Source organism: Pseudomonas sp. DSV-1 (assembly GCF_035830915.1).
Taxonomy (GTDB): domain Bacteria; phylum Pseudomonadota; class Gammaproteobacteria; order Pseudomonadales; family Pseudomonadaceae; genus Aquipseudomonas.
This window is the reverse complement of the sequence record NZ_JAYMYG010000001.1, coordinates 4,458,885-4,480,964: the sequence shown is the minus strand read 5'-3', so window position 1 is coordinate 4,480,964 and position 22,080 is coordinate 4,458,885. Positions and strand designations below refer to the sequence as shown.

4 protein-coding genes and 6 rRNA genes are annotated in these 22,080 nt (G+C 55.1%); all 10 read left to right on the top strand.

Features of this window, described 5'->3' with window-relative positions:
* Positions 1 to 29: 29 nt before the first annotated feature.
* The 10 genes from VSQ83_RS20905 (at position 30) to recD (ending at position 22,031) form a co-directional block, all read left to right on the top strand.
* Complete coding sequence (locus tag VSQ83_RS20905) at positions 30 to 1,523, top strand: CoA-acylating methylmalonate-semialdehyde dehydrogenase (protein WP_133079624.1); 1,494 nt, start codon at positions 30 to 32, stop codon at positions 1,521 to 1,523.
* A 567-nt stretch (positions 1,524 to 2,090) separates the two neighbouring features.
* A 16S ribosomal RNA gene (locus VSQ83_RS20900) occupies positions 2,091 to 3,627 on the top strand.
* A 325-nt stretch (positions 3,628 to 3,952) separates the two neighbouring features.
* Positions 3,953 to 6,844: ribosomal RNA gene (locus tag VSQ83_RS20895) — 23S ribosomal RNA — on the top strand.
* A 151-nt stretch (positions 6,845 to 6,995) separates the two neighbouring features.
* Positions 6,996 to 7,111 (top strand): 5S ribosomal RNA (gene rrf, locus VSQ83_RS20890).
* Positions 7,112 to 7,591: 480 nt separating this feature from the next.
* A 16S ribosomal RNA gene (locus VSQ83_RS20885) occupies positions 7,592 to 9,128 on the top strand.
* 325 nt (positions 9,129 to 9,453) lie between these two features.
* A 23S ribosomal RNA gene (locus VSQ83_RS20880) occupies positions 9,454 to 12,345 on the top strand.
* A 151-nt stretch (positions 12,346 to 12,496) separates the two neighbouring features.
* Positions 12,497 to 12,612 (top strand): 5S ribosomal RNA (gene rrf / locus VSQ83_RS20875).
* Together the 16S, 23S and 5S rRNA genes form the textbook arrangement of a ribosomal RNA operon.
* 199 nt (positions 12,613 to 12,811) lie before the next feature.
* Positions 12,812 to 16,261: an exodeoxyribonuclease V subunit gamma gene (recC, locus tag VSQ83_RS20870; RefSeq protein WP_326427433.1), complete on the top strand. Its 3,450-nt coding sequence runs from the start codon at positions 12,812 to 12,814 to the stop codon at positions 16,259 to 16,261.
* Positions 16,261 to 19,950: an exodeoxyribonuclease V subunit beta gene (recB, locus tag VSQ83_RS20865; protein ID WP_326427431.1), complete on the top strand. Its 3,690-nt coding sequence runs from the start codon at positions 16,261 to 16,263 to the stop codon at positions 19,948 to 19,950. The genes recC and recB overlap by 1 nt, the downstream gene beginning before the upstream one ends.
* Entirely contained in the window at positions 19,947 to 22,031 is a 2,085-nt protein-coding gene (gene recD / locus VSQ83_RS20860; RefSeq protein WP_326427430.1) for an exodeoxyribonuclease V subunit alpha, read from the top strand. Before recB ends, recD begins: the two co-directional genes overlap by 4 nt.
* Positions 22,032 to 22,080 lie beyond the last annotated feature (49 nt).

Here is a 22,080-nt window from a genome sequence, read left to right as displayed (position 1 = left end):
CGCCTGTGGACAACTTTTCTGGAGTATCCATGAGCACCATTCAACACTTGATCAATGGCGAGTTGCTGAACGATTCCGGTCGCACCGCCGATGTGTTTAACCCGTCCACCGGTAAAGTGATTCATCAGGTTCCGTTGGCCAGTCGCGAGACAATTCAGCAAGCCATTGATGCGGCGAAAGCAGCCTTCCCGGCGTGGCGTAACACTCCGCCTGCCAAGCGTGCCCAGGTGATGTTCCGTTTCAAGCAATTGCTGGAGCAGAACGAAGCACGTATCTCCCAGTTGATCAGCGAAGAGCACGGCAAGACGCTGGAAGATGCTGCAGGTGAATTGAAGCGTGGGATCGAAAACGTTGAGTACGCCTGTTCAGCTCCTGAAATCCTGAAGGGTGAGTACAGCCGCAACGTAGGACCTAATATTGATGCCTGGTCGGATTTTCAGCCGCTGGGTGTGGTTGCAGGGATTACGCCTTTCAACTTCCCGGCCATGGTTCCTCTGTGGATGTATCCACTGGCGATCGTGTGCGGTAACTGCTTCATTCTGAAGCCGTCGGAGCGTGATCCAAGCTCGACACTGCTGATCGCCCAGTTGTTGCAGGAAGCTGGTCTGCCTAAAGGCGTCATGAACGTGGTTCACGGAGACAAGTCTGCCGTTGACGCATTGATCGAGGCGCCGGAAGTTAAAGCGTTGAGCTTTGTGGGTTCAACTCCGATTGCCGAGTACATCTATGCGGAAGGCACCAAGCGTGGCAAGCGCGTTCAGGCACTGGGCGGGGCGAAGAACCATGCGGTACTGATGCCGGATGCGGATCTTGATAACGCGGTCAGTGCACTGATGGGTGCCGCTTATGGTTCGTGCGGCGAACGCTGCATGGCTATTTCGGTAGCGGTGTGTGTGGGCGATCAAGTGGCAGATGCCCTGGTAGCCAAGCTGGTTCCACAAATCAAGGCGCTTAAAATCGGTGCGGGTACTTCCTGCGGTCTGGACATGGGGCCATTGGTTACAGGGCAGGCGCGTGACAAAGTGAGCGGTTATGTCGACGATGGCGTGGCGGCGGGCGCCGAGCTGGTGGTTGATGGTCGCGGCCTGAGCATTAAGGGTCACGAAGAAGGCTTCTTCCTGGGAGGTTGCCTGTTTGATCGCGTGACGCCTGAGATGCGTATCTATAAAGAAGAAATCTTCGGTCCGGTGTTGTGCATCGTGCGGGTCAAGAGCCTGGAAGAGGCAATGCAACTGATCAATGATCACGAGTACGGCAACGGCACCTGTATCTTCACTCGCGATGGCGAGGCGGCTCGCTTGTTCTGCGATGAAATTGAAGTCGGCATGGTGGGGGTGAACGTTCCGTTGCCTGTGCCGGTTGCCTATCACAGCTTCGGCGGCTGGAAGCGTTCGCTGTTTGGCGATTTGCATGCTTATGGCCCGGACGGTGTGCGCTTTTACACGCGTCGCAAGGCAATCACCCAGCGCTGGCCGCAGCGGGCCAGCCATGAGGCATCGCAGTTTGCCTTTCCGAGCCTGTAAGGCTGGCGGTAGCTCTATATAGAAGAAGAGAGGCCAGCCGTCAGGCTGGCCTCTGCTTTTAGGGGCTTTAAAGGTTATATGACAGAAATGTGAAACAAGTGCTTGACCCAGAATTGTGACGGCCTATAATGCGCCCACTTCCGGCGCAGTCGAAACGGAAAACTCCTTGAGTTTCAATGAGTTGGATTGGTTTTCGGCAGTGCCAGCTTCAAGTCATCGAAGCAGGAAATAAGGTGTTGACAGCAGCGTGTAACGCTGTAGAATTCGCCTCCCGCTAACGAGAGATCGAAAGCGCAAGTGGTTGATGTTACAGAGGAAACTTTGAAAACATCTTAAAATAACCGCTTGACAGCAACAGAGGCTGCTGTAGAATGCGCGCCTCGGTTCAGCGAAAGCTAAACCAACCGCTCTTTAACAACTGAATCAAGCAATTCGTGTGGGTGCTTGTGGAGTCAGACTGATAGTCAACAAGATTATCAGCATCACAAGTTACTCCGCGAGAAATCAAAGATGTAACCAACGATTGCTGAGCCAAGTTTAGGGTTTCTTAAAAACCCAAAGATGTTTGAACTGAAGAGTTTGATCATGGCTCAGATTGAACGCTGGCGGCAGGCCTAACACATGCAAGTCGAGCGGTAGAGAGAAGCTTGCTTCTCTTGAGAGCGGCGGACGGGTGAGTAATACCTAGGAATCTGCCTGATAGTGGGGGATAACGTTCGGAAACGGACGCTAATACCGCATACGTCCTACGGGAGAAAGCAGGGGACCTTCGGGCCTTGCGCTATCAGATGAGCCTAGGTCGGATTAGCTAGTTGGTGAGGTAATGGCTCACCAAGGCTACGATCCGTAACTGGTCTGAGAGGATGATCAGTCACACTGGAACTGAGACACGGTCCAGACTCCTACGGGAGGCAGCAGTGGGGAATATTGGACAATGGGCGAAAGCCTGATCCAGCCATGCCGCGTGTGTGAAGAAGGTCTTCGGATTGTAAAGCACTTTAAGTTGGGAGGAAGGGCATTAACCTAATACGTTAGTGTTTTGACGTTACCGACAGAATAAGCACCGGCTAACTCTGTGCCAGCAGCCGCGGTAATACAGAGGGTGCAAGCGTTAATCGGAATTACTGGGCGTAAAGCGCGCGTAGGTGGTTTGTTAAGTTGAATGTGAAATCCCCGGGCTCAACCTGGGAACTGCATCCAAAACTGGCAAGCTAGAGTATGGTAGAGGGTAGTGGAATTTCCTGTGTAGCGGTGAAATGCGTAGATATAGGAAGGAACACCAGTGGCGAAGGCGACTACCTGGACTGATACTGACACTGAGGTGCGAAAGCGTGGGGAGCAAACAGGATTAGATACCCTGGTAGTCCACGCCGTAAACGATGTCAACTAGCCGTTGGGAGTCTTGAACTCTTAGTGGCGCAGCTAACGCATTAAGTTGACCGCCTGGGGAGTACGGCCGCAAGGTTAAAACTCAAATGAATTGACGGGGGCCCGCACAAGCGGTGGAGCATGTGGTTTAATTCGAAGCAACGCGAAGAACCTTACCAGGCCTTGACATCCAATGAACTTTCTAGAGATAGATTGGTGCCTTCGGGAACATTGAGACAGGTGCTGCATGGCTGTCGTCAGCTCGTGTCGTGAGATGTTGGGTTAAGTCCCGTAACGAGCGCAACCCTTGTCCTTAGTTACCAGCACGTAATGGTGGGCACTCTAAGGAGACTGCCGGTGACAAACCGGAGGAAGGTGGGGATGACGTCAAGTCATCATGGCCCTTACGGCCTGGGCTACACACGTGCTACAATGGTCGGTACAAAGGGTTGCCAAGCCGCGAGGTGGAGCTAATCCCATAAAACCGATCGTAGTCCGGATCGCAGTCTGCAACTCGACTGCGTGAAGTCGGAATCGCTAGTAATCGTGAATCAGAATGTCACGGTGAATACGTTCCCGGGCCTTGTACACACCGCCCGTCACACCATGGGAGTGGGTTGCACCAGAAGTAGCTAGTCTAACCTTCGGGAGGACGGTTACCACGGTGTGATTCATGACTGGGGTGAAGTCGTAACAAGGTAGCCGTAGGGGAACCTGCGGCTGGATCACCTCCTTAATCGACGACATCAGCTGCTCCATAAGTTCCCACACGAATTGCTTGATTCATTGTAGAAGACGATAACTGCAGAGTCGCTCTGTGGTTTTTCTGTCGTAAAGCTTAGAAATGAGCATTCCATCAAACGATGGTGAATGTTGATTTCTGATCTTTTTGATTAGATCGTTCTTTAAAAATTTGGGTATGTAATAGAAAGTTAGACTGGATAACACTTTCACTGGTGTTTATTCAGGCTAAGGTAAAATTTGTGAACGTTCTTAATTGAACATGCGAATTTTCGGCGAATGTCGTCTTCATAGTATAACCAGATTGCTTGGGGTTATATGGTCAAGTGAAGAAGCGCATACGGTGGATGCCTTGGCAGTCAGAGGCGATGAAAGACGTGGTAGCCTGCGAAAAGCTTCGGGGAGTCGGCAAACAGACTTTGATCCGGAGATGTCTGAATGGGGGAACCCACCTAACATAAGTTAGGTATCTTAAGCTGAATACATAGGCTTAAGAAGCGAACCAGGGGAACTGAAACATCTAAGTACCCTGAGGAAAAGAAATCAACCGAGATTCCCTTAGTAGTGGCGAGCGAACGGGGACCAGCCCTTAAGCTGTATTGATGTTAGCGGAACGCTCTGGAAAGTGCGGCCATAGTGGGTGATAGCCCTGTACGCGAAAACATCTTTGCAGTGAAATCGAGTAGGACGGAGCACGAGAAACTTTGTCTGAATATGGGGGGACCATCCTCCAAGGCTAAATACTACTGACTGACCGATAGTGAACTAGTACCGTGAGGGAAAGGCGAAAAGAACCCCGGAGAGGGGAGTGAAATAGATCCTGAAACCGTATGCGTACAAGCAGTGGGAGCCCACTTTGTTGGGTGACTGCGTACCTTTTGTATAATGGGTCAGCGACTTATTTTCAGTGGCAAGCTTAACCGAATAGGGGAGGCGTAGCGAAAGCGAGTCTTAATAGGGCGTCTAGTCGCTGGGAATAGACCCGAAACCGGGCGATCTATCCATGGGCAGGTTGAAGGTTGGGTAACACTAACTGGAGGACCGAACCGACTACCGTTGAAAAGTTAGCGGATGACCTGTGGATCGGAGTGAAAGGCTAATCAAGCTCGGAGATAGCTGGTTCTCCTCGAAAGCTATTTAGGTAGCGCCTCATGTATCACTGTAGGGGGTAGAGCACTGTTTCGGCTAGGGGGCCATCCCGGCTTACCAAACCGATGCAAACTCCGAATACCTACAAGTGCCGAGCATGGGAGACACACGGCGGGTGCTAACGTCCGTCGTGAAAAGGGAAACAACCCAGACCGTCAGCTAAGGTCCCAAAGTTATGGTTAAGTGGGAAACGATGTGGGAAGGCTTAGACAGCTAGGAGGTTGGCTTAGAAGCAGCCACCCTTTAAAGAAAGCGTAATAGCTCACTAGTCGAGTCGGCCTGCGCGGAAGATTTAACGGGGCTCAAACCATACACCGAAGCTACGGGTATCACTTAGGTGATGCGGTAGAGGAGCGTTCTGTAAGCCTGTGAAGGTGAGTTGAGAAGCTTGCTGGAGGTATCAGAAGTGCGAATGCTGACATGAGTAACGATAATGGGTGTGAAAAACACCCACGCCGAAAGACCAAGGTTTCCTGCGCAACGTTAATCGACGCAGGGTTAGTCGGTCCCTAAGGCGAGGCTGAAAAGCGTAGTCGATGGAAAACAGGTTAATATTCCTGTACTTCTGGTTATTGCGATGGAGGGACGGAGAAGGCTAGGCCAGCTTGGCGTTGGTTGTCCAAGTTTAAGGTGGTAGGCTGGAATCTTAGGTAAATCCGGGATTCTAAGGCCGAGAGCTGATGACGAGTTGTCTTTTAGACAACGAAGTGGTTGATGCCATGCTTCCAAGAAAAGCTTCTAAGCTTCAGGTAACCAGGAACCGTACCCCAAACCGACACAGGTGGTTGGGTAGAGAATACCAAGGCGCTTGAGAGAACTCGGGTGAAGGAACTAGGCAAAATGGCACCGTAACTTCGGGAGAAGGTGCGCCGGTGAGGGTGAAGCATTTACTGCGTAAGCCCATGCCGGTCGAAGATACCAGGCCGCTGCGACTGTTTATTAAAAACACAGCACTCTGCAAACACGAAAGTGGACGTATAGGGTGTGACGCCTGCCCGGTGCCGGAAGGTTAATTGATGGGGTTAGCTAACGCGAAGCTCTTGATCGAAGCCCCGGTAAACGGCGGCCGTAACTATAACGGTCCTAAGGTAGCGAAATTCCTTGTCGGGTAAGTTCCGACCTGCACGAATGGCGTAACGATGGCGGCGCTGTCTCCACCCGAGACTCAGTGAAATTGAAATCGCTGTGAAGATGCAGTGTATCCGCGGCTAGACGGAAAGACCCCGTGAACCTTTACTATAGCTTTGCACTGGACTTTGAATTTGCTTGTGTAGGATAGGTGGGAGGCTTTGAAGTGTGGACGCCAGTCTGCATGGAGCCAACCTTGAAATACCACCCTGGCAACTTTGAGGTTCTAACTCAGGTCCGTTATCCGGATCGAGGACAGTGTATGGTGGGTAGTTTGACTGGGGCGGTCTCCTCCTAAAGAGTAACGGAGGAGTACGAAGGTGCGCTCAGACCGGTCGGAAATCGGTCGTAGAGTATAAAGGCAAAAGCGCGCTTGACTGCGAGACAGACACGTCGAGCAGGTACGAAAGTAGGTCTTAGTGATCCGGTGGTTCTGTATGGAAGGGCCATCGCTCAACGGATAAAAGGTACTCCGGGGATAACAGGCTGATACCGCCCAAGAGTTCATATCGACGGCGGTGTTTGGCACCTCGATGTCGGCTCATCACATCCTGGGGCTGAAGCCGGTCCCAAGGGTATGGCTGTTCGCCATTTAAAGTGGTACGCGAGCTGGGTTTAGAACGTCGTGAGACAGTTCGGTCCCTATCTGCCGTGGACGTTTGAGATTTGAGAGGGGCTGCTCCTAGTACGAGAGGACCGGAGTGGACGAACCTCTGGTGTTCCGGTTGTCACGCCAGTGGCATTGCCGGGTAGCTATGTTCGGGAAAGATAACCGCTGAAAGCATCTAAGCGGGAAACTTGCCTCAAGATGAGATCTCACTGGAACCTTGAGTTCCCTAAAGGGCCGTCGAAGACTACGACGTTGATAGGTTGGGTGTGTAAGCGCTGTGAGGCGTTGAGCTAACCAATACTAATTGCCCGTGAGGCTTGACCATATAACACCCAAGCAATTTGCGTCGAAGAGACCAGATTGCGGTGTGTGAAGACGATACAAACCGAAAGTTTGCGACTCACAAAACACCAAACTATTACATACCCATTCGCTGGAGCGTAAACCGAAAGGTAAACGACCTGGCTACCGAATTTCTTGACGACCATAGAGCATTGGAACCACCTGATCCCATCCCGAACTCAGAAGTGAAACGATGCATCGCCGATGGTAGTGTGGGGTTTCCCCATGTGAGAGTAGGTCATCGTCAAGATTAAATTCCAAAATCCCTGTCTGCTCGCGCAGACGGGGATTTTGTTTTTGTATAAGTACAAGCTTTGTAAAAAGCCTGTGCTGTTAACCAGGTCATTTGCCTGGCTAACACTTCGATTATCTCAATCGAAAGTAGCAGGAAATAAGGTGTTGACAGCAGCGTGTAACGCTGTAGAATTCGCCTCCCGCTAACGAGAGATCGAAAGCGCAAGTGGTTGATGTTACAGAGGAAACTTTGAAAACATCTTAAAATAACCGCTTGACAGCAACAGAGGCTGCTGTAGAATGCGCGCCTCGGTTCAGCGAAAGCTAAACCAACCGCTCTTTAACAACTGAATCAAGCAATTCGTGTGGGTGCTTGTGGAGTCAGACTGATAGTCAACAAGATTATCAGCATCACAAGTTACTCCGCGAGAAATCAAAGATGTAACCAACGATTGCTGAGCCAAGTTTAGGGTTTCTTAAAAACCCAAAGATGTTTGAACTGAAGAGTTTGATCATGGCTCAGATTGAACGCTGGCGGCAGGCCTAACACATGCAAGTCGAGCGGTAGAGAGAAGCTTGCTTCTCTTGAGAGCGGCGGACGGGTGAGTAATACCTAGGAATCTGCCTGATAGTGGGGGATAACGTTCGGAAACGGACGCTAATACCGCATACGTCCTACGGGAGAAAGCAGGGGACCTTCGGGCCTTGCGCTATCAGATGAGCCTAGGTCGGATTAGCTAGTTGGTGAGGTAATGGCTCACCAAGGCTACGATCCGTAACTGGTCTGAGAGGATGATCAGTCACACTGGAACTGAGACACGGTCCAGACTCCTACGGGAGGCAGCAGTGGGGAATATTGGACAATGGGCGAAAGCCTGATCCAGCCATGCCGCGTGTGTGAAGAAGGTCTTCGGATTGTAAAGCACTTTAAGTTGGGAGGAAGGGCATTAACCTAATACGTTAGTGTTTTGACGTTACCGACAGAATAAGCACCGGCTAACTCTGTGCCAGCAGCCGCGGTAATACAGAGGGTGCAAGCGTTAATCGGAATTACTGGGCGTAAAGCGCGCGTAGGTGGTTTGTTAAGTTGAATGTGAAATCCCCGGGCTCAACCTGGGAACTGCATCCAAAACTGGCAAGCTAGAGTATGGTAGAGGGTAGTGGAATTTCCTGTGTAGCGGTGAAATGCGTAGATATAGGAAGGAACACCAGTGGCGAAGGCGACTACCTGGACTGATACTGACACTGAGGTGCGAAAGCGTGGGGAGCAAACAGGATTAGATACCCTGGTAGTCCACGCCGTAAACGATGTCAACTAGCCGTTGGGAGTCTTGAACTCTTAGTGGCGCAGCTAACGCATTAAGTTGACCGCCTGGGGAGTACGGCCGCAAGGTTAAAACTCAAATGAATTGACGGGGGCCCGCACAAGCGGTGGAGCATGTGGTTTAATTCGAAGCAACGCGAAGAACCTTACCAGGCCTTGACATCCAATGAACTTTCTAGAGATAGATTGGTGCCTTCGGGAACATTGAGACAGGTGCTGCATGGCTGTCGTCAGCTCGTGTCGTGAGATGTTGGGTTAAGTCCCGTAACGAGCGCAACCCTTGTCCTTAGTTACCAGCACGTAATGGTGGGCACTCTAAGGAGACTGCCGGTGACAAACCGGAGGAAGGTGGGGATGACGTCAAGTCATCATGGCCCTTACGGCCTGGGCTACACACGTGCTACAATGGTCGGTACAAAGGGTTGCCAAGCCGCGAGGTGGAGCTAATCCCATAAAACCGATCGTAGTCCGGATCGCAGTCTGCAACTCGACTGCGTGAAGTCGGAATCGCTAGTAATCGTGAATCAGAATGTCACGGTGAATACGTTCCCGGGCCTTGTACACACCGCCCGTCACACCATGGGAGTGGGTTGCACCAGAAGTAGCTAGTCTAACCTTCGGGAGGACGGTTACCACGGTGTGATTCATGACTGGGGTGAAGTCGTAACAAGGTAGCCGTAGGGGAACCTGCGGCTGGATCACCTCCTTAATCGACGACATCAGCTGCTCCATAAGTTCCCACACGAATTGCTTGATTCATTGTAGAAGACGATAACTGCAGAGTCGCTCTGTGGTTTTTCTGTCGTAAAGCTTAGAAATGAGCATTCCATCAAACGATGGTGAATGTTGATTTCTGATCTTTTTGATTAGATCGTTCTTTAAAAATTTGGGTATGTAATAGAAAGTTAGACTGGATAACACTTTCACTGGTGTTTATTCAGGCTAAGGTAAAATTTGTGAACGTTCTTAATTGAACATGCGAATTTTCGGCGAATGTCGTCTTCATAGTATAACCAGATTGCTTGGGGTTATATGGTCAAGTGAAGAAGCGCATACGGTGGATGCCTTGGCAGTCAGAGGCGATGAAAGACGTGGTAGCCTGCGAAAAGCTTCGGGGAGTCGGCAAACAGACTTTGATCCGGAGATGTCTGAATGGGGGAACCCACCTAACATAAGTTAGGTATCTTAAGCTGAATACATAGGCTTAAGAAGCGAACCAGGGGAACTGAAACATCTAAGTACCCTGAGGAAAAGAAATCAACCGAGATTCCCTTAGTAGTGGCGAGCGAACGGGGACCAGCCCTTAAGCTGTATTGATGTTAGCGGAACGCTCTGGAAAGTGCGGCCATAGTGGGTGATAGCCCTGTACGCGAAAACATCTTTGCAGTGAAATCGAGTAGGACGGAGCACGAGAAACTTTGTCTGAATATGGGGGGACCATCCTCCAAGGCTAAATACTACTGACTGACCGATAGTGAACTAGTACCGTGAGGGAAAGGCGAAAAGAACCCCGGAGAGGGGAGTGAAATAGATCCTGAAACCGTATGCGTACAAGCAGTGGGAGCCCACTTTGTTGGGTGACTGCGTACCTTTTGTATAATGGGTCAGCGACTTATTTTCAGTGGCAAGCTTAACCGAATAGGGGAGGCGTAGCGAAAGCGAGTCTTAATAGGGCGTCTAGTCGCTGGGAATAGACCCGAAACCGGGCGATCTATCCATGGGCAGGTTGAAGGTTGGGTAACACTAACTGGAGGACCGAACCGACTACCGTTGAAAAGTTAGCGGATGACCTGTGGATCGGAGTGAAAGGCTAATCAAGCTCGGAGATAGCTGGTTCTCCTCGAAAGCTATTTAGGTAGCGCCTCATGTATCACTGTAGGGGGTAGAGCACTGTTTCGGCTAGGGGGCCATCCCGGCTTACCAAACCGATGCAAACTCCGAATACCTACAAGTGCCGAGCATGGGAGACACACGGCGGGTGCTAACGTCCGTCGTGAAAAGGGAAACAACCCAGACCGTCAGCTAAGGTCCCAAAGTTATGGTTAAGTGGGAAACGATGTGGGAAGGCTTAGACAGCTAGGAGGTTGGCTTAGAAGCAGCCACCCTTTAAAGAAAGCGTAATAGCTCACTAGTCGAGTCGGCCTGCGCGGAAGATTTAACGGGGCTCAAACCATACACCGAAGCTACGGGTATCACTTAGGTGATGCGGTAGAGGAGCGTTCTGTAAGCCTGTGAAGGTGAGTTGAGAAGCTTGCTGGAGGTATCAGAAGTGCGAATGCTGACATGAGTAACGATAATGGGTGTGAAAAACACCCACGCCGAAAGACCAAGGTTTCCTGCGCAACGTTAATCGACGCAGGGTTAGTCGGTCCCTAAGGCGAGGCTGAAAAGCGTAGTCGATGGAAAACAGGTTAATATTCCTGTACTTCTGGTTATTGCGATGGAGGGACGGAGAAGGCTAGGCCAGCTTGGCGTTGGTTGTCCAAGTTTAAGGTGGTAGGCTGGAATCTTAGGTAAATCCGGGATTCTAAGGCCGAGAGCTGATGACGAGTTGTCTTTTAGACAACGAAGTGGTTGATGCCATGCTTCCAAGAAAAGCTTCTAAGCTTCAGGTAACCAGGAACCGTACCCCAAACCGACACAGGTGGTTGGGTAGAGAATACCAAGGCGCTTGAGAGAACTCGGGTGAAGGAACTAGGCAAAATGGCACCGTAACTTCGGGAGAAGGTGCGCCGGTGAGGGTGAAGCATTTACTGCGTAAGCCCATGCCGGTCGAAGATACCAGGCCGCTGCGACTGTTTATTAAAAACACAGCACTCTGCAAACACGAAAGTGGACGTATAGGGTGTGACGCCTGCCCGGTGCCGGAAGGTTAATTGATGGGGTTAGCTAACGCGAAGCTCTTGATCGAAGCCCCGGTAAACGGCGGCCGTAACTATAACGGTCCTAAGGTAGCGAAATTCCTTGTCGGGTAAGTTCCGACCTGCACGAATGGCGTAACGATGGCGGCGCTGTCTCCACCCGAGACTCAGTGAAATTGAAATCGCTGTGAAGATGCAGTGTATCCGCGGCTAGACGGAAAGACCCCGTGAACCTTTACTATAGCTTTGCACTGGACTTTGAATTTGCTTGTGTAGGATAGGTGGGAGGCTTTGAAGTGTGGACGCCAGTCTGCATGGAGCCAACCTTGAAATACCACCCTGGCAACTTTGAGGTTCTAACTCAGGTCCGTTATCCGGATCGAGGACAGTGTATGGTGGGTAGTTTGACTGGGGCGGTCTCCTCCTAAAGAGTAACGGAGGAGTACGAAGGTGCGCTCAGACCGGTCGGAAATCGGTCGTAGAGTATAAAGGCAAAAGCGCGCTTGACTGCGAGACAGACACGTCGAGCAGGTACGAAAGTAGGTCTTAGTGATCCGGTGGTTCTGTATGGAAGGGCCATCGCTCAACGGATAAAAGGTACTCCGGGGATAACAGGCTGATACCGCCCAAGAGTTCATATCGACGGCGGTGTTTGGCACCTCGATGTCGGCTCATCACATCCTGGGGCTGAAGCCGGTCCCAAGGGTATGGCTGTTCGCCATTTAAAGTGGTACGCGAGCTGGGTTTAGAACGTCGTGAGACAGTTCGGTCCCTATCTGCCGTGGACGTTTGAGATTTGAGAGGGGCTGCTCCTAGTACGAGAGGACCGGAGTGGACGAACCTCTGGTGTTCCGGTTGTCACGCCAGTGGCATTGCCGGGTAGCTATGTTCGGGAAAGATAACCGCTGAAAGCATCTAAGCGGGAAACTTGCCTCAAGATGAGATCTCACTGGAACCTTGAGTTCCCTAAAGGGCCGTCGAAGACTACGACGTTGATAGGTTGGGTGTGTAAGCGCTGTGAGGCGTTGAGCTAACCAATACTAATTGCCCGTGAGGCTTGACCATATAACACCCAAGCAATTTGCGTCGAAGAGACCAGATTGCGGTGTGTGAAGACGATACAAACCGAAAGTTTGCGACTCACAAAACACCAAACTATTACATACCCATTCGCTGGAGCGTAAACCGAAAGGTAAACGACCTGGCTACCGAATTTCTTGACGACCATAGAGCATTGGAACCACCTGATCCCATCCCGAACTCAGAAGTGAAACGATGCATCGCCGATGGTAGTGTGGGGTTTCCCCATGTGAGAGTAGGTCATCGTCAAGATTAAATTCCAAACCCCCTGTCTGCTAACGCAGACAGGGGGTTTGTTTTTGGGCCGAGAAAAGTTTCGGTAAGCACACTTCCAATAAATCGCTCGATACTGCCCAGCCCCACGCCCTGTCTTTGAGCTTGCGCTCCACCAATCTTGCCGAGCAATGTTAAGGTTCGCCTTTGGATTTTGCCTTCTCCTAAGGATGCCGTCATGCCGGTTGCTACGTCCCTCAATGCGGGTTTTATGGTGGTTCACGGTAACCGCCTTGATGAGTTACGTGGCCTGGTGGTCAGCTGGATGCGTCGCTACCCCCTGGCTCCTCTGGAAAACGAAATCGCGTTGGTGCAGAGCAACGGCATCGCCCAATGGCTGAAGCTGGCCCTGGCCGAAGACGCTCAGGACGATGACCTCGGCGGCTGCGGAATTGCGGCAGCGGTGGATGTGCAGTTGCCCGGCAGTTTTTTGTGGCAACTCTATCGACTTGTATTAGGCAGCGAAGAAATCCCCGCCAAGTCCCTGCTCGACAAAGGCCCGCTGACCTGGCGTCTGATGCGCCTGCTTCCAGCTCTCATCGATCAGCCACACTTCGAGCCGCTGCAGCGCTTCCTGACTCACGACACCGATTTGCGAAAACGCTATCAATTGTCAGAGCGACTCGCTGACCTGTTCGACCAATATCAGGTCTATCGTGCCGACTGGCTCGAAGATTGGGCCGCTGGCCGTCATCAACTGCGCAACGCCCGAGGTGAAAGCCCGACCCTGAGCCCGGCCAACTGCTGGCAAGCCGAGCTGTGGCGTGCGCTACTGCTCGATGTGGGCGAGGAAGGCATGTCCCAGAGCCGGGCCGGTGTTCACCAGCGCTTCATGGACAAGATCAGCAGCCTTGAGCAAGCGCCGTCCGGCTTGCCTGCCCGAGTCATCGTCTTCGGTATCTCATCATTGCCTGCCCAAGCGCTCGAAGCCCTGGCTGGGCTCGCTCGTTTCAGCCAGGTATTGCTGTGCGTGCATAACCCCTGCCGCCATCATTGGTCTGACATCGTTGCCGACAAGGATCTGCTACGCCATCAGTACAAACGCCAGGCCCGCAAAAGCGGAATGCCTACAGCACTTGATCTCGACACCTTGCATCAACATGCCCATCCACTACTGGCCGCCTGGGGTAAACAAGGTCGCGACTACATCAACCTGCTCGACAGCTACGACGATCCCAACAGCTACCGTGCGGCTTTTCGTGATGGCCGTATTGATCTGTTCAGCGAAGTAGAACCGCTCAACCTGCTCAACCAGTTGCAGGATGACATTCTTGAACTGCGCCCCCTGAACGAAACCCGCGAGTTGTGGCCCGCTATCGACCTGGAAGCGGATCATTCAATCCGTTTTCATATTGCCCACAGTGCTCAGCGAGAAGTCGAGATTCTCCACGACCAGCTACTTGCACGATTTAGCGAAAACCCTCAGTTGCAACCCCGTGATGTGATTGTGATGGTGCCGGATGTCGACAGCTACGCACCTCACATCCGCGCCGTATTCGGTCAGATTGAACGGGATGATCGCCGCTTTATTCCTTACACCTTGGCCGACCAGGGGCAGCGGGGCCGCGATCCGTTACTGATCGCCCTCGAGCATCTGCTCAAGTTGCCTGACAGCCGCTTCCCCGTCAGTGAAATCCTCGACTTGCTCGACGTCCCTTCGCTGCGCGCTCGCTTCAACGTCCAGGAACGCGACTTGCCAACCCTGCATCGCTGGATCGAAGGTGCGGGCATTCGCTGGGGGTTGAACGCCGAACAACGCGCGGGCCTGGGCTTGCCCCCGCAACTGGAGCAAAACAGTTGGCGCTTTGGCCTGCGTCGCATGCTGCTTGGCTATGCGGTGGGCAGTGGCGAAGCGTGCGATGGCATCGAGCCTTACGATGAAATTGGCGGCCTTGACGCCGTACTCATCGGCCCGCTTGTGGCCCTGCTCGATGCGCTTGAAATCGCCCATCAAGAACTCTCGAAACCGGCGCTGCCACAGCAATGGGGCGAGCGACTGCAAGCGCTGGTGCAGCTGTTTTTCCAGGCAGAAACCGAGCATGACGACTACCTGCTGGCCCAGCTTGAAGAGTTGCGCGAAACCTGGCTCGAAACCTGTGAGCTGGTTGGCTTGCAAGATGAGTTACCGCTGACCGTAGTACGCGAAGCCTGGCTCACCGGACTTGACCAAGGAAAACTGTCACAGCGCTTTCTTGCCGGTGCGGTCAATTTCTGCACCCTGATGCCGATGCGTGCGATCCCCTTCAAGCTGGTGTGTCTGCTGGGCATGAATGACGGCGACTACCCGCGGGCACAACCGCCGCTGGATTTCGATTTGATGGGCAGTGACTATCGCCCGGGAGACCGTTCCCGCCGTGAGGATGACCGCTATCTGCTACTCGAAGCGCTGCTTTCTGCCCGCGACCAGCTCTATATCAGCTGGGTAGGGCGCAGTATTCGCGACAACAGCGAGCGCCCCGCCTGTGTCCTGATTGGCCAACTGCGTGATCACCTTGCCAATGGCTGGCATCTGCAAGGGGGCGGTGACCTGCTCGAGGCCATGACCCAAGAGCATCCGCTGCAACCCTTCAGCACCCGTTACTTTCACGAGGGCAACCCTAACCTGTTCAGTTATGCCCGCGAATGGCAGCGATTACATGCGCCACAACCGCAACCGGTTCAGCCCGGTGCGTTAGGAGCACACGAGCAGGAAGAACCACTAAATCTGACGCAGTTACAGGATTTCTTGCGTAACCCTGTGCGTCACTTCTTTAGTCAGCGCTTGAAAGTATTCTTCGAAGCCGCCGAAGTGCCTTTGGCCGATGAAGAGCCGTTCGTGCTCGATGCACTGCAACGCTACACCTTGAGCGACAGTTTGCTTGAAGCGGCACTGGCACAGCCCGACCAGCTTGAAAACGCGTTGCACAACCGCGCCCTGCGTTTGCAAGGTAGCGGCCTGCTGCCCATGGCCGGGTTTGGCGAATGCCTGCAACAGGAGCTGATCGAACCATTACCGGATGTATTGCAACGCTATCAGCAACTGCTGGCCCTTTGGCCCACGCCGCTTGCCAGCGCGCTGCCCGTCAGTTTTGAGGACCAGGGGCTGATCCTGGAAGGCTGGCTCAGCAATCTGCATCAGCGCAGTGATAAAGGCCTACTGTCCATCACCACCATTCCTAACAGTATTGGCGCAATTAAAACCCGCAAATGGCACCGATTGACCCGGCCGTGGGTCAATCATCTGGCGGCGTGTGCCAGTGGCCTGGAGATGTCTACCGCTCTGGTGGCCAGCGATGACACTTTGCTGCTCGACCCTCTGGATGCCAAACAGGCCCGCGATATTCTGGGCAACCTGCTGGTGGCCTGGAAAGTCGGCATGAGTCATCCGCTGCCCATTGCCGTGAAAACCGCCTTTGCCTGGCTGGCACAAACTGACCCGGCAAAGGCCGATGCGGCCGCGCAGAAAGCCTACGAAGGTGATGGCCAAACCAGCGACGGCGAACGCCGCGAAAGCGCTGCTCTGGCCCGACAGTTTCCTGATTACGCTGCCCTGATGGCGGCTGAAGAATTCGAAGAGTGGTGCGATGCCCTCTATCGACCCCTTTTTGATGCGCCTTGGCGCTCATTGAACAGCGAGGCATCCCGCTAATGAGCGAGCAAACATTACCGCTGGCCTTGGCCTTCCCCCTACGTGGCAGCCAACTGATCGAGGCCAGCGCCGGTACCGGCAAAACCTTCACCATCTCGGCGCTCTACCTGCGGCTGATTCTGGGTCATGGCGGTGAAGAGTCTGGCTTTGGGCGTGAACTGTTACCGCCGCAGATTCTCGTCGTGACCTTCACCGACGCGGCCACCAAAGAGCTGCGCGATCGTATCCGCACCCGTCTGGCAGAAGCTGCCCGATTCTTCCGTGGCGAGATCGAAGCCCCGGATGCCCTGGTCGAGCAACTGCGTGAACAGTTTGCTGGCGAGCAGTGGGCCGCTTGCGCGGGACGTCTCGACATCGCCGCCCAATGGATGGACGAGGCTGCTGTGTCGACCATCCACAGTTGGTGCCAGCGCATGTTGCGCGAGCATGCTTTCGACAGCGGCAGCCTGTTCACCCAGACCTTAGAAACCGACCACAGCGACTTGCTGGGAGAAGTGCTGCGCGATTACTGGCGGCTGTTTTGCTACCCCATGCAGGGCGATGCGCTGAGTTGGGTGCGCGCCAACTGGAGCGGCCCCGCCGCCTTGTTGCCGCGTGTGCGGGCACTGTTTGGCAGCTCACGCCAGCCAGCCAACCCGGAGCAAACGCCGGCGCAAATGATCGAAGCCTGTCTGCAAGAGCGCCGCCAGGCCTTGTCCGGGCTTAAAACGCCGTGGCTGCAGTGGGCACAAGAACTACGGGATATCTGCCTGCAAGCCGTGGCGAGCAAAGCCGTCGACGGTCGCAAAATGCAAGCCCGCTATTTCGAGCCCTGGTTTGAAAAGCTCAGCGCCTGGGCTGCTGACGAAGCTCAGGAGCAGCTCGACCTCGGGACTGGCTTCACGCGTCTGACCCCCGACGGCATGGCCGAAGCCTGGAAGGGCGCGCCCCCGCAGCATCCGGGGCTCGACGCCATGCAGGGCCTCAAAGCTGCGCTCGATGCCTTGCCAACGCCCGACGCCGCGGTTCTGCAACATGCGGCGAACTGGGTCAGCGTGCGCTTTGAAGAGGAAAAACGCCGTCGCGCCGAGATGGGCTTTGACGACATGCTGCTGCGCCTCGACGCGGCATTGCAGGCCGAAGGCGGCGAGCGCCTGGCCACCCTGATTCGCGAACAGTTCCCGGTGGCCCTGATCGACGAGTTTCAGGACACCGATCCCGTTCAGTACCGCATCTTCGAGACCATTTACCGGATCGAAGACAACAGCCCCGACACCGGACTGTTCCTGATTGGCGACCCCAAGCAGGCGATCTATGCCTTTCGCGGGGCCGATATTTACACCTACTTGCGCGCACGTCACGCCACCAGTGGGCGTTTACATACGCTGGACACCAACTTCCGGTCCAGCCACGCGATGGTCAAGGCGGTCAACCATGTCTTTGAGCGGGCGGAGCAGCGTGACACCGGGCGAGGCGCATTTTTGTTCCGTGAAGGGGCTGAGAATCCTGTGCCCTTTGTGTCAGTCAAATCCCAAGGGCGTAAAGAAATCCTGCAGTTCGATGGTCAGCCTGTCAGTGCGCTGACGCTCTGGCAATTGGCCTCCGAGCAGCCCGTGTCGGGCGCCGTCTATCGTCAGAACCTGGCCGCGGCCTGTGCCAGCCAGATTGTCGAATTGCTCAATGGCGGTCAGCAAGGTCGCTGTGGTTTCGCCATAGACGGCGAATTCATGCGCGGGGTGTTGCCTGCTGACATCGCAATCCTGGTTCGTGACGGTAAGGAAGCTCAGGCGGTTCGGCGAGAATTGTCGAATCGTGGTGTACGCAGCGTTTACTTGTCGGATAAGGATTCAGTCTACGCGGCGCAGGAAGCACACGATGTTCTGGCCTGGCTCAAGGCCTGCGCCGAACCGGACGTAGAGCGTCCGCTGCGTGCTGCGCTGGCCTGTATCACCCTGGACCTGCCGCTGATTGAACTGGAACGCCTGAACCAGGACGAGTTGGCCTGGGAAAAGCGCGTGATGCAGTTCCGTGGTTATCGCGAAACCTGGCGCAAGCAAGGGGTGCTCGCCATGTTGCGCCGCTTGCTGCATGACTTCGAGTTGCCCCAGGCCCTGATTGCCCGTCCAGATGGCGAGCGTGTGCTGACCAACGTGCTGCACCTGTCCGAACTGCTGCAACAGGCGGCTGCTGAACTGGATGGCGAACAGGCGTTGATCCGCCATCTGGCCGAGCATCTGGCATTGTCCGGGCAGGCGGGTGAAGAGCAGATCCTGCGCCTTGAAAGTGACGAGCAACTGGTCAAAGTCGTGACCATCCACAAGTCCAAGGGGCTGGAATACCCATTGGTATTCTTGCCGTTCATCTGCTCAACAAAACCCGTGGATGGCAGCCGTTTACCGCTCCATTACCACGACGCCGCCGGCAATGCCCACGTGAGCTTGACCCCGACGCCAGAGCTGATCGCCCAAGCGGATGACGAGCGTCTGGCCGAAGACTTGCGCCTGCTTTATGTGGCCCTGACCCGCGCCCAGCATGCTTGCTGGCTGGGCGTTGCCGACCTCAAGCGCGGCAACAGCAATCGGTCGATCCTGCACCTTTGTGCCTTGGGTTATTTGCTGGGCGGCGGAGCCGTGCTGGCCGAGTCGGTCGGGTTGCAGAGCTGGCTGGCAGATGCCCGGCAAGACTGTGCCGCGATTCAGTGCGAACCGGTACCGCCCGCTGGCGAGGCGCATTTTTATCCACCGCTTAACGAAGCCACCCTGCTTGAGCCGCTGATCCCGAGCCGCCGTGCTGCGGAAAACTGGTGGATCGCGTCCTACAGCGCATTGCGCATCGGTGACAGCCTCAGCCCTGCCGAGGCGCCCGAAAGCGCACTGGCGCAAAAGCTCTCTGATGACGAGCGACTCGATCCTGATGCGCCGCGTGAAGTGTTACTCAGTGGCGGTGATATACACCGCTTCCCACGTGGGCCAAATCCGGGGACTTTTCTCCACGGCCTGCTTGAGTGGGCAGGCAGCGAAGGTTTCAAGGCAACCCCTGAAGCGATCAGCGACGCCGTGGCACGGCGCTGCAACCGGCGTGGCTGGCAAGGCTGGATCGAGACCTTGACCGACTGGCTGCAGCATCTGCAGGACGAACCGTTGCGTCTGAATAATGGCCAGCCAGCGGTCGTACTGAGTGAGCTGAGCCAGTACCAGATCGAAATGGAGTTCTGGTTTGCCAGCCACAAAGTCGATGTTGTGCAACTGGACACGCTGGTACGTCAGCACACCCACGGCGGCGCGCCGCGTGCGGGAGCCGAGCCGAGCCTGCTCAACGGCATGTTCAAGGGCTTCATCGACCTGACTTTCGAGCACCAGGGCCGTTATTACGTGGCGGACTACAAATCCAACTGGCTGGGAGCCGACGATTCGGCCTACACCGAGCAAGCTATGACCGCCTCGATTCTGGATCACCGCTATGACCTGCAATACGTCTTGTACTTGCTGGCCTTGCACCGTCAGCTCAAGGCGCGATTGCCCGACTATGACTACGACCAGCACATGGGGGGCGCGCTGTATCTGTTTTTGCGTGGCACCCGCTCTCAAGGGCAGGGCGTGTATTTCACCCGGCCCCCCAGAATCTTGATCGAAAGCCTGGACCTGATGTTCCAGGGCAAACCTTTACCGAAAACAGCTGAGCCGGCCTGGGAACAGGGAGTGTTGTTATGAGTCGTTCGTTTGCCGAACTGTTGCCCACGCCGTTGACGGCCGAAAGCCTTGCCCTGCTGCAACCCTTGGGCCGTGCCGACGATCTGCTGCTGTTGCTGGAACGCTGGGTCGAGCGAGGCTGGCTGCGTGCGCTGGACAAAGCGTTCGTCGCGTTCCTGCATGAGCGCGATCCGCAAGGCGATCCTTTGGTGTTGCTGGCGGCAGCGTTGACTAGTCATCAGTTGGGCCACGGTCATGTGTGTCTTGATTTGTTCGAGACCCTGAAGGAACCCGACTTTGCACTGTCCTTGCCACCCGAGGGCGATGTGCAAACCGGCGCCATGCTGCTGCCCTCGCAGTTGCTTGAGGCGCTGGAGGGCGACGCGTGGTGCAAGGCCCTGCAAGCCAGCCCGTTGGTTGAGCACGCGGGCCAGCCATCGGCGGATGCGGCCAGCCGGCCATTGGTGCTGAGTGAGCGCCGTCTGTATTTACGCCGCTACTGGGCTTATGAGCGACGAATCGATAGCGCTTTGCGCCAACGTCTGTCGCAGGTTGAAGCAACGCCCGATGATTTGCCTGCACGGCTGAACGGCTTGTTCGGCAGCCCGGCACAGCATGCGCTGATTGACTGGCAAAAGCTGGCCTGCGCCCTGGCCACTCGCGGTGCATTCAGCATTGTTACCGGGGGGCCAGGCACCGGCAAAACCACCACCGTGGTGCGTCTGTTGGCCTTGCTTCAAGCCCCTGCCGTCGAAGCGGGGGCGCCCTTGCGCATTCGCCTGGCCGCACCGACCGGTAAAGCCGCCGCGCGCCTGACCGAGTCCATCAGCCTTCAAGTCAAATCCCTGGAAGTGGACGACAAGGTTCGGCAAAAAATCCCCAGTGACGTGACCACCGTTCACCGTCTGCTCGGCAGTCGCCCCGGCACGCGCCACTTCCGTCATCACGCGGGCAATCGCCTGCCACTGGACGTACTGGTGGTCGACGAAGCGTCCATGATCGACCTGGAAATGATGGCCAACTTGCTCGATGCATTGCCCGCCCATGCGCGGCTGGTGCTGTTGGGCGACAAGGACCAATTGGCGTCGGTTGAAGCCGGCGCGGTGCTGGGTGATTTGTGCCGTGATGCCGAAGCGGGTTGGTACACTCCGCAGACTCGTGCCTGGCTTGAGCAGGTCAGCGGCGAAAACCTGAGCGCCAGTGACTTGCAACAAGATCTGGAGGGTACGCATCCACTGGCCCAGCAAGTGGTCATGCTGCGTCACTCGCGCCGTTTTGGCGAAGGCAGCGGTATCGGCCAGCTGTCGCGCCTGGTCAACCAGCAACTGTCCCGCGAAGCACGGGCCCTGCTGGCGGCAGGCACCCACGCCGACCTCTTTGCATTGCCCCTCAAGGGCGAGCAGGATCGTGGTTTTGAGCGTCTGGCACTGGAAGGGCGCGGCGCTGAGGCCAAAGGCTATCGGCATTACCTTGAGGTGTTGCGCGAGCAGCGCCCTACTGGCGAAACCGGTCTGGAAGATCCTTGTTGGGCGGTATGGGCGGGTAACGTGCTGCAAGCGTTCGAGGCCTTTCAAGTTCTCTGCGCCGTGCGCAAGGGCCCCTGGGGTGTCGAAGGCCTGAATGAGCGCATCACCCGCGCCCTGTTTGCCCGCAAGCTGATCGACAGTGACCAGCATTGGTACGAAGGCCGCCCGGTCTTGATGACCCGCAACGATTACGGCCTGGGCCTGATGAACGGCGATATCGGTATCGCCCTCAGGCTCCCCGAGCGTGATGGGCTGACCCAGCGTCATGTGCTGCGTGTGGCATTCGCCCGTAACGACGGGCAGGGCGGTATTCGGTTTGTCCTGCCCAGTCGGCTCAATGACGTTGAAACGGTCTATGCCATGACCGTACACAAATCCCAAGGCTCGGAGTTCTCCCACACCGCGTTGGTGCTCCCCGAGGCGCTCAATCCGGTGTTGACCAAGGAGCTGATCTACACCGGCATCACCCGGGCCAAAAACTGGTTCAGCCTGGTCGAACCGCGTACCGGCGTCTTTGAAGAGGCCGTGCAGCGCAAAGTAAAACGCCTGAGCGGGTTGATGCTGGGGCTGGGGTAAACCTGCTTCCACAGGGAAATGGAGTTCCCAATTGCAACAAATGTGACCT

Bases quoted from the DNA above. Each gene is read 5' to 3' on its own strand.
- recB (WP_326427431.1), top strand. From the start codon at position 16,261: ATGAGCGAGCAAACATTACCGCTGGCCTTGGCCTTCCCCCTACGTGGC.
- VSQ83_RS20905 (WP_133079624.1), top strand. From the start codon at position 30: ATGAGCACCATTCAACACTTGATCAATGGCGAGTTGCTGAACGATTCC.
- recD (WP_326427430.1), top strand. From the start codon at position 19,947: ATGAGTCGTTCGTTTGCCGAACTGTTGCCCACGCCGTTGACGGCCGAA.
- recC (WP_326427433.1), top strand. From the start codon at position 12,812: ATGCCGGTTGCTACGTCCCTCAATGCGGGTTTTATGGTGGTTCACGGT.